Here is an 8,580-nt window from a genome sequence, read left to right on the forward strand (position 1 = left end):
TCAATGATTATCCTTAATAAAAGCATTCCAGCCCTGGGCGGTAATGGGATGTTTGTTGCCGCCCTTGGTGTAAATGTGCGCACCCTTTTCGGCTTCGGCCATGTAGCCGATCACGCTGATGAAGACATTGTCCTTTATCTTGTCATAATCCTCCTGACGCACGGTAAACAGCAGCTCGTAATCCTCGCCGCCGCTGAGGGCGCAGGCCGTGGGGTCCAGGTTGAACTTAAAGGCCGCCTCCCGGGTGTCGTCGTCGATGGGGATCTTTTCTTCGTACAGCACGCAGCCCAGGTTGCTGTCCTTGCACAGGTGCAGGATCTCGGAGCTGAGGCCGTCGCTGACGTCGATCATGGCAGTAGGGGTCAGGCCCACTTCCTCGAAATAATCCACCACCTCTTTGCGGGCTTCGGGTTTCAGCAGGCGGCCGATAACGTATTTCTCGCCTTCGAGGTCGGGCTGCACGCCCGGGCTTTCCTGGTAAATCCTTTTTTCCCGTTCCAGCAGGGTCAGCCCCAGGAAGGCGCCGCCCAGGTCGCCGCTCACGCACAGCAGGTCGCCCTTCTGGGCGGTGCTTCTTTTGACGTATTTATCCGGCGCCACTTCGCCGATGGCGGTGCAGGAAATGATAAATCCTTTCTGAGAGGAGGTGGTATCTCCCCCGATCAGGTCCACGCCATACTTTTCGCAGGCGGCATAAACGCCTTCATAGAATTCTTCCAGGGCTTCGAGGCTGAAGCGGTTGCTGAAAGCCAGTCCCAGCATGACCTGGGTAGGGGTGGCGTTCATGGCGTAGATATCGCTGACGTTTACGACCACGGTTTTATAGCCCAGGTGCTTCAGGGGCGTATAAGCCAGGTCAAAGTGTACGCCCTCGATCAGCAGGTCGTTGGTCAGCACGGTCTGCTTGCCGAAATGGTCGATGACGGCGGCATCGTCGCCCACACCCACCAGGGTGGAGGCATTTTGTATGTCGATATTCTGTGTCAGATGGTCAATCAGTCCAAACTCACCCAGGGAAGAAATTTCTGTACGCTCCATGAAATATAATTTACGAAATACGCTTTACGATTTACAATTTTTTTTCATCCGGAAGCCTGAAAGGCTTCACTGTGAATAGCCCCGGGTGCCAACCCGGGGTCAACGGTAGTTCGTCAACGCAACCCTAACGGGGTTGATTGTGTCCTGTACGATTTATAATAGGGTTCAAATCCGAAGGATTCTTCGGAAAGCCTTTCTGATCCCGGACTGCCTGTTGGCTGTGGGTCCCACAATCAACCCCGTTGGGGTTGTGTTCTTTATGGTATCCTTTTCCCCGGGTTGCACCCGGGGCTATTCACAGTGAAGCCCTGCGGGCTTCCCATTTTCTTATTTGTCCCTACTCTTCATTATTGATCCAATGCAGCAGGTCGTCATGGATGATGCCGTTGGTGGCGACGATCCTTGGCTGGTAGGGCGAGTAGGGGTTGCCGTCGAAGTCGGTGACCTTTCCGCCCGCTTCCTGCACGATCAGGTAACCGGCGGCGCTGTCCCAGGCGTTCAGCTTGTGTTCCCAAAAACCGTCGAAGCGGCCGCAGGCCACCCAGCACAGGTCCAGGGCGGCGGAGCCCAGGCGGCGGACCGGTATGCCCTTGCGGATGAGGCGGCTGAACACCTCCAGCGGGCCGTTGGGCTGGTCGAGGTAGGTATAGGGGAAGCCGGTCACCAGGCAGGCGTTCTCCACCTTTTCCTTTTTGCTGACGTGGATGGGCTGGTCATTCAGGGTGGCGCCGCAGCCCTTTTCGGCCAGGAAATACTCGTTCATGTACGGGTTATAAACGGCGCCCATAACCATTTTGCCGGCATGCTCCACGGCTACCGAGATGCAGCAGATGGGAATGCGGTGGGCAAAGTTGACCGTGCCGTCGATAGGATCGATGATCCATTTGTATTGGGAATCCTGGTACAGCTCGCCCGACTCTTCGGTCAGGATGGAGTGTCCCGGGTGGTTCTTTTTGATCACGTTGATGATGGCCTTTTCCGAGGCATGGTCCACTTCGGTGACCAGGTTGTTGAGGCCTTCTTTGTTGGATATCTTAAAATCCACGTCTATAAACCGCCTCATTTCGTCGGCGGCTGCCTGTACGGCTTCGAGCAGGGTTTGTTTAAGCATGCGCAAAGATAGAAAGGGGAGGGGAAAGTAGGGAAGGGGGATCCCGGAAGGAATTGCGGCGGATTTACCCCCTATATCCGGGAAATAATTAAAAAAATATACTCTTATTGGGTTGCTGGTTAGTATATTAGATTTTTATGATGGTCCGGGCATTGCCCGGAAAGGAGCGGATAAGGAATAACAGGACGGAATTAAACGGGATTTTTACAAATGAAAGTGGCATTGATCGTAGCAGGATTCTTCATTTTATCAGTAGTGGCTTTTTTTGCATGCCGGGTGCTGATCGTTAACTGGCAAAGCCGGAAGATCAACCGGTACCGGTGGGAAAGGGTACGGCCCTTGTATGAAAAGCTGGAAAGCGGGCAGGAGCTGACTTCCTGGGATGTGCTGCCCTATGCCCGCAATTTACTGACAAGGGAAACCGCTTTTCACCTCCTGAAGGAACATGGAAAAGCAGGCCTCTTTCCCAAAGAATACCTGAATATCGTAAAGGGCGCGGAAAGCAACCTGGTCAACTGGCTGGAGTTCCCGACGGAGCTGGACGCCTGCCCGGATGAAATCGAGTACGTGAAACGGGTGACCCTGGTCGATGTCAAGGGAACGTTTGTGCACTACGAGGTGTTCAAGTACCGGGTAAACGAGCCCCACTGGGCCGCCGGCGACGGCTGGATGCTGGGCGTGGTCGGACCTTATTTCGACGACAGCAAGCCCTACGACTTTCCGCATGCTACCTTCAGCAGGATCAGCAGCACCAATAATAAGGTCTCTCCCGACGAAGAGGCCAAATGGGTGCATGAGCACATTTCCTTAAGGAGCTGAATAGGTGCTTTCGAAAAATCACTTAGCCTTCCCTAAGCCTTAATTCATAGCGCCGCCAATAGCGTCCTGCTTTCTTATGCCGGTACCGGCCGATAAGCGAGCTTTGTTTTCGCGCATCAAAGGCGTTTTTGAGAAGCACACCATACTACTATTATGATTGAGGCCGCCATACCTGTAAATGAAAAACTTAGGCTGCAGGACCTTCATTCCTATCAGATCCTTGATACAGAGACGGAAAGCGATTTTGACCATTTAGCCGAACTTGCTTCGCTGATCTGCGGGTGCGATATTTCGCTGGTATCCCTGGTCGATGCCGACCGCCAGTGGTTCAAGGCCCGAAAAGGGATCAGCATTGCGGAAACACCGCGCCAGGTGTCCTTCTGCGCCCATACCATTTTGCAGGATGACGTATTTGTGGTGGAAGATGCTACCAGCGACGAGCGCTTTTCGGGCAATCCCCATGTCACCGGGGGCATCCAGGTCCGCTTTTATGCCGGCGCTCCCATCGTGTCGGAGAATGGCTATAACCTGGGTACGGTCTGCGTCATTGACAGCAAGCCCCGCAAATTGACCCAAACCCAAAGGGAAGCCCTGGCAAAACTATCCCGCCAGGCGGCCATCCTGCTGCAATTTAAAAAACAGAATGCCGTTTTGCGCCAGGCGGCTGTGGAGCAGCAGTTACTGCGTTCCAAAGCCGAACGGGTAAACGAAGAACTGGGCCGCAGCAACGAAGACCTGCAAAAGTTCGCCCACGTCATTTCCCACGACCTGAAAGAACCGGTACGTAAGGTGATGACGTTCCAGGGACGGCTGCAACAGGAGCTAAGCGGCCTGCTGAACGAGAAAACAACGCTTTACCTGTCCAAAATCGAGAACGCCTGCCAGCGCATGTACCATATGATCGACGGGGTGCTGCTGTATTCCTCGCTCAATGCCCTGGAAGCGGCAAAAGAACCGGTCGACCTTTCGGATATCCTGGATAAGGTGGAATGGGACCTCGAGTTGCTGATCGGCGAAAAGGGCGCCGTACTGGAACGCGACCCCCTGCCGGTGGTCCACGGCTCCCCGGTGCTGCTGTACCAGCTGTTTTACAACCTTGTCAGCAATTCGCTGAAGTTCGTACGGCCCGGCGTGCCGCCCCGGATCCGCATCCAGGCCGCCCCGGCCGGCAGGGGCTTTTATGAGATCAGGGTGCAGGACAACGGCATCGGCTTTGACCCGGAAATGTCCGAAAAAATATTTGAAACCTTTGCCCGCCTGCATTCGAAGGACCGGTTCGAAGGAACCGGCCTGGGCCTGTCGCTCTGCCGCAATATCGTGGAGCGGCATGGCGGCGCCATTTGGGCGGAAGGCAGGGAAGGTGAAGGCGCTGTTTTTCTGGTTACCCTTCCCGCTTAACACCTCCCGGCGGTGTAGGCGGTCCTGGCCGGTACGCCCTTTTTCTCTTTTCTCTCTTTTTCTCTTAGCGCGGGATTCGTAACCTTTGCGGCCGTGCAGATTTCCGTTGTCATAGTAAATTATAATGTAAAGTACTTCCTGGAGCAGTGCCTGTACTCGGTACGGGAGGCTGCCCGGGGCCTGCAGGTGGAGACCATCGTGATCGACAACCGGTCTACCGACGGCAGCCTGGACTACCTGCGCCCCCGGTTCCCGGAGGTCCTTTTCGTGGCCAACGACACCAATGCCGGTTTTGCCCGGGCCTGCAACCTGGGTGCCCGCAGGGCGGGGGGCCGCTTCGTTTTGTTCCTCAACCCCGATACCCTGCTGGCCGAAGATACCCTGCGCTGCTGCCTGCATTTCTTCGAAACCCATGCCGGGGCCGGCGCTGCCGGTGTAAAAATGATCGACGGCTCCGGCGCTTTTCTCAAAGAGTCGAAGCGGGCGTTTCCGTCCCCCCTCACGTCGCTGTACAAGCTCTCCGGCCTGGCGGGGCTGTTTCCCCGCTCCCCCGTGTTCAGCCGCTACTACCTCGGCCACCTCGACGAAGGACAGGACCACGCGGTAGAGGTGCTGGCCGGCGCCTTTATGATGGTGCGCCGGGAAGTGCTGGACCGGGTAGGCGGCTTTGACGAAGACTTTTTTATGTACGGCGAGGATATAGACCTCAGCTACCGCATCCGGAAAAGCGGTTTTCAAAATTATTACCTGGCCGGGACCACCATCATTCATTTCAAGGGCGAAAGCACCAAGCGGGGCAGCCTCAATTATGTGCGGGTGTTTTACGGCGCCATGAGCATTTTCGTGCGCAAGCACTACGGCGGCGCCCGGGCCGGCCTGTTCCGCCTGGTGCTGCAGGCGGCCATCTGGATGCGGGCGTCGCTGTCGGCGGCCGGCAGGGCGGCCCGGTGGATCACCCGCCCGCTGGCGGGGTGGCGCCGGCCGGCCGCCGGCCGTTCCCGCCCCTGCCTGCTGGTAGCGGCCGATGCCGCCGAATACGCCGTCCTCCAGGAATTCCTGCGGAAGTGCGGCCTGCACGACAAGGTCATTGGCCGGCTGGCCGTGACCGCTGATAGCGCCCCTGCGGCCGGTCGGCTTAGCGAGGCCGGTACCCTGGCCGGGGCCCTGGGCGCCCGGGAGCTGGTCCTGTGCGCCGGCAGCCTTTCGTACCGCCAGATCATATCCTTTGTGCTTTCGACGCCAGTCCCGCTGCGTCTGTGGTACCACCGCGCCGGCAGCGGCAGCATGGTAGGCAGCGCCTCCGGCACTTCGGCCGGGGAAACCCTGGCAGCGGAAGACCGGCCCGACCCGGCCCCCTGATCCCAGGGCCGCCCCTCATTCTGCGTTTGACATAAGTTATATTACCTTTATCCCTTGTTCGACTAATTTTAAATTACTGAATGGCAAGTATCCTGGATATTAAGATCCCTACCACGATTGCAAGGGCCCTGCGGCTCCCCTTAACTGACCCTCGCAGCCAACAGGTTCGGGTGCTGAAAAAACTGCTGAAGAAAGCCCGGTTTACCGAGTTCGGCCAGCAGTACCGTTTCGACGAGGTCCTGTTTCACCAGCAGCCGGAGAAGATGTTCCAGTCGGTAGTGCCGGTACACGACTATAATAAGATATACGATGAGTGGTGGAAGAAAACCCTGGACGGTGTGCCCGACGTCACCTGGCCGGGAAAAATTAAATACTATGCCCTGAGCTCGGGCACTTCCGAAGCCGCCAGTAAATACATTCCCGTTACCAAGGATATTTTACGCAGCAACCGCATCAACTACCTGAGCCAGCTGCTTTCCCTGATGAATTATGAAAACCTGCCCCGCAACGCCGTGACCAAAGGCGTTTTAATGCTGGGGGGTGCCACCGACCTGCAAAAGGGCAAGGCCGGCTGGTATGCCGGCGACCTGAGCGGCATATTGATGAAGAACCGGCCGTTCTGGTTCCAGACCTTTTACAAGCCCGGCGGCCGCATTGCCGCCATCCGCGACTGGAACCAGAAGCTGAACGAGATTGTCGAGAACGCCCCCGACTGGGATATCGGCTATATCGTGGGGGTGCCGGCCTGGTGCCAGATGTGCATGGAAATGATCGTGGAGCACTATAAAGTGGAAAGCATCCACGACATCTGGCCCAACCTGGGCTTCTTCGTGCACGGGGGCGTAGCCTTCGAACCGTATAAAAAAGGCTTTGAGCGCCTGCTGCGCAAGCCCATCGTATATATTGAGAACTACCTTTCCAGCGAAGGCTTTATCGGTTATAAGGACCGGCCGCAGGCCAAGGGCATGAAGCTGATCCTGAACAACAACATCTTCATGGAGTTCGTGCCGTTCAACGATCAGAACTTCGATGCCGACGGCAAGATGGTGGAGAAGCCCGACGCCCTGATGATCGACGAGGTGGAGGAAGGAAAGGAATACGCACTGCTGATGAGTACCAATGCCGGCACCTGGCGCTACCTGATCGGCGATACCCTCCGGTTCGTGGACAAGGAGCGGGCGGAGGTGGTGATCACCGGGCGCACGAAGCATTTTTTAAGCCTGGTAGGCGAACACCTGAGCGTGGAGAATATGAACCGGGCGGTGCAGATGGTCAGCGAAGAGCTGAACATTTCCATCCCGGAATTTACCGTGGTGGGTTTTCCGTACGAAAACTTTTTCGCCCACAAATGGTTCGTCGCCTGCAACGATAACATCGACGATCAGGTGCTTCGCGATAAGATCGATCACTACCTCTGCGAGCTGAACGACGACTATGCCGTGGAGCGCACCAGCGCCCTGAAGGAGGTTTTTTTGGAAAAGCTGCCCGAGGAACATTTTTTGGCATTCATGCAACGCAAGGGCAAGCTGGGCAGCCAGCATAAGTTTCCCCGGGTGCTGAAAGGAAAGATGCTGCAGGAATGGAAGGAATTCCTGGAGGAGAAAAGCAAATAAAGTTCCTGAGTTTCTGAGTTCCTGGGTTGAGTTTCAAAGGTTTCCCGTTCACTTGTTTTCCGGTTAGTTCTGAGTTTTATGCATTCCGGAGTTATAACAACTTAGGAACTCAGGAACTTATGAACTCAGGAACGAACTCGTAAACTCGTAAACTGATTATGATTGAAGCAATTGGAAAAGGGTTAACGCTTGGCTTGTTATTGAGTATATCGGTTGGACCGGTTATTTTCTCCATCATCAAGCAAAGCATTAACAACGGTGTAAAAGGCGGACTGGCGTTTATCGGCGGGGTTTCGTTGAGCGACATCACGCTGGTGGTGGCCAGTAATTTTTTTACCGAGTTGCTGACTTCTTTTAACACCCGCAAGCTGGAGATCGGCATACTGGGCAGCATTTTCCTGTTGTCGGTAGGGGTGTACTACCTGTTTTTCAAAAAGGTGAAGGTGGATGAAGAAGGGGCGCAGCTCCTGACCATCCGGAAGCGGGACTTTGTAAAGCTGTTCCTGGCCGGTTATTTCATGAACATCCTGAACCCTGCCCTGATCATTTTCTGGATCACTACTACGACGGCCTTTGTCGATCATTCCTTAAAAGAGCGGGTGTTTATTTTCAGCATTGCGCTGGGGGTATTGTTTCTCAGCGACATAGCCAAGGTGGTATTGGCAGGGAAGCTGCGCAACCGGCTTACTGTAAAGAACATCCATCTATTGAACCGCATCAACGGGTTTATCCTGATTGGTTTTGGGCTGATGCTGCTGGGAGGGTTGCTTTTTTTCCAGCATACCAGTTGGGAATAGAAAAAAGATTTGGCAGTAAGCGAAAGGCGCTTATCTTTGCGGCCCGCTAAACGAAACAGCGGTGGTTCTTTGGAAAGGTTAAAGCAGAAGTGAAAAAGAAACGTCAAAACTTGAAAAAAGATTTGGCCGGTTGAGATGAAAGCTGTTACCTTTGCACCCCGCAAACGAAAAGCGGAAGTTCTTCGAAAGTAAATTAAGGTTGAAAGTTTGGTTTGACCGAGAGGTTGAAAAAAAACTTTTGGCTGAAAATAAAAAGCCACTTATCTTTGCGCCCCCGATCACTGAAAATGATGGACCGGGTGCTCTGAAAAAGGGCAAAAGATCTTTGAAAGATTGGAAAGCAACAGCAAGTTTCTCTTAACTGAGGAACAAGCATAGGTAAATCCGAGCAAACATAATCGAGACACTAAGACTCGTTAAATACCCTTAAATGAGTATATTAATT

General features: G+C 54.6%; 8 protein-coding genes. 6 read left to right on the forward strand and 2 right to left on the reverse strand.

Going from position 1 to position 8,580, the window contains the following annotated elements; genetic code table 11:
• Positions 1-1,038, reverse strand: a complete 1,038-nt coding sequence (gene thiL / locus V9K67_RS10320) for a thiamine-phosphate kinase (protein ID WP_336722092.1) — start codon at positions 1,036-1,038, stop codon at positions 1-3.
• A 337-nt stretch (positions 1,039-1,375) separates the two neighbouring features.
• Entirely contained in the window at positions 1,376-2,149 is a 774-nt protein-coding gene (locus V9K67_RS10325) for an inositol monophosphatase family protein (RefSeq protein WP_336722095.1), read from the reverse strand.
• Between the two features lie 210 nt (positions 2,150-2,359).
• Between V9K67_RS10325 and V9K67_RS10330 the strand changes: the two genes are divergently transcribed.
• The 6 genes from V9K67_RS10330 (at position 2,360) to V9K67_RS10355 (ending at position 8,496) form a co-directional block, all read left to right on the forward strand.
• A complete protein-coding gene (locus tag V9K67_RS10330) occupies positions 2,360-2,968 on the forward strand; it encodes a hypothetical protein (protein WP_336722097.1) in 609 nt (202 codons plus the stop codon).
• 153 nt (positions 2,969-3,121) lie between these two features.
• On the forward strand, positions 3,122-4,366 hold the full coding sequence (locus V9K67_RS10335; RefSeq protein ID WP_336722098.1) for a GAF domain-containing sensor histidine kinase: 1,245 nt from the start codon (positions 3,122-3,124) through the stop codon (positions 4,364-4,366).
• A 93-nt stretch (positions 4,367-4,459) separates the two neighbouring features.
• Positions 4,460-5,725 carry a glycosyltransferase family 2 protein gene (locus V9K67_RS10340; RefSeq protein WP_336722099.1) on the forward strand — a complete coding sequence of 422 codons (1,266 nt, stop codon included), beginning with the start codon at positions 4,460-4,462 and terminating at the stop codon, positions 5,723-5,725.
• An 80-nt stretch (positions 5,726-5,805) separates the two neighbouring features.
• Entirely contained in the window at positions 5,806-7,338 is a 1,533-nt protein-coding gene (locus V9K67_RS10345; RefSeq protein WP_336722100.1) for a GH3 family acyl-acid amido synthetase, read from the forward strand.
• A 158-nt stretch (positions 7,339-7,496) separates the two neighbouring features.
• Entirely contained in the window at positions 7,497-8,135 is a 639-nt protein-coding gene (locus V9K67_RS10350; RefSeq protein ID WP_336722102.1) for a LysE family translocator, read from the forward strand.
• Between the two features lie 151 nt (positions 8,136-8,286).
• Positions 8,287-8,496, forward strand: coding sequence for a hypothetical protein (locus V9K67_RS10355; protein WP_336722105.1), 210 nt, complete (start codon positions 8,287-8,289; stop codon positions 8,494-8,496).
• The last annotated feature ends 84 nt before the right edge of the window (positions 8,497-8,580 follow it).

This window comes from Huijunlia imazamoxiresistens (genome assembly GCF_037132455.1).
Taxonomy (GTDB): Bacteria; Bacteroidota; Bacteroidia; order Chitinophagales; family Chitinophagaceae; genus Flavisolibacter; species Flavisolibacter imazamoxiresistens.

What these genes read in the sequence shown, in the direction of transcription:
- thiL (WP_336722092.1), bottom strand. Translation starts at nt 1,038, where the DNA reads ATGGAGCGTACAGAAATTTCTTCCCTGGGTGAGTTTGGACTGATTGAC.
- V9K67_RS10325 (WP_336722095.1), bottom strand. Translation starts at nt 2,149, where the DNA reads ATGCTTAAACAAACCCTGCTCGAAGCCGTACAGGCAGCCGCCGACGAA.
- V9K67_RS10330 (WP_336722097.1), top strand. Translation starts at nt 2,360, where the DNA reads ATGAAAGTGGCATTGATCGTAGCAGGATTCTTCATTTTATCAGTAGTG.
- V9K67_RS10335 (WP_336722098.1), top strand. Translation starts at nt 3,122, where the DNA reads ATGATTGAGGCCGCCATACCTGTAAATGAAAAACTTAGGCTGCAGGAC.
- V9K67_RS10345 (WP_336722100.1), top strand. Translation starts at nt 5,806, where the DNA reads ATGGCAAGTATCCTGGATATTAAGATCCCTACCACGATTGCAAGGGCC.
- V9K67_RS10350 (WP_336722102.1), top strand. Translation starts at nt 7,497, where the DNA reads ATGATTGAAGCAATTGGAAAAGGGTTAACGCTTGGCTTGTTATTGAGT.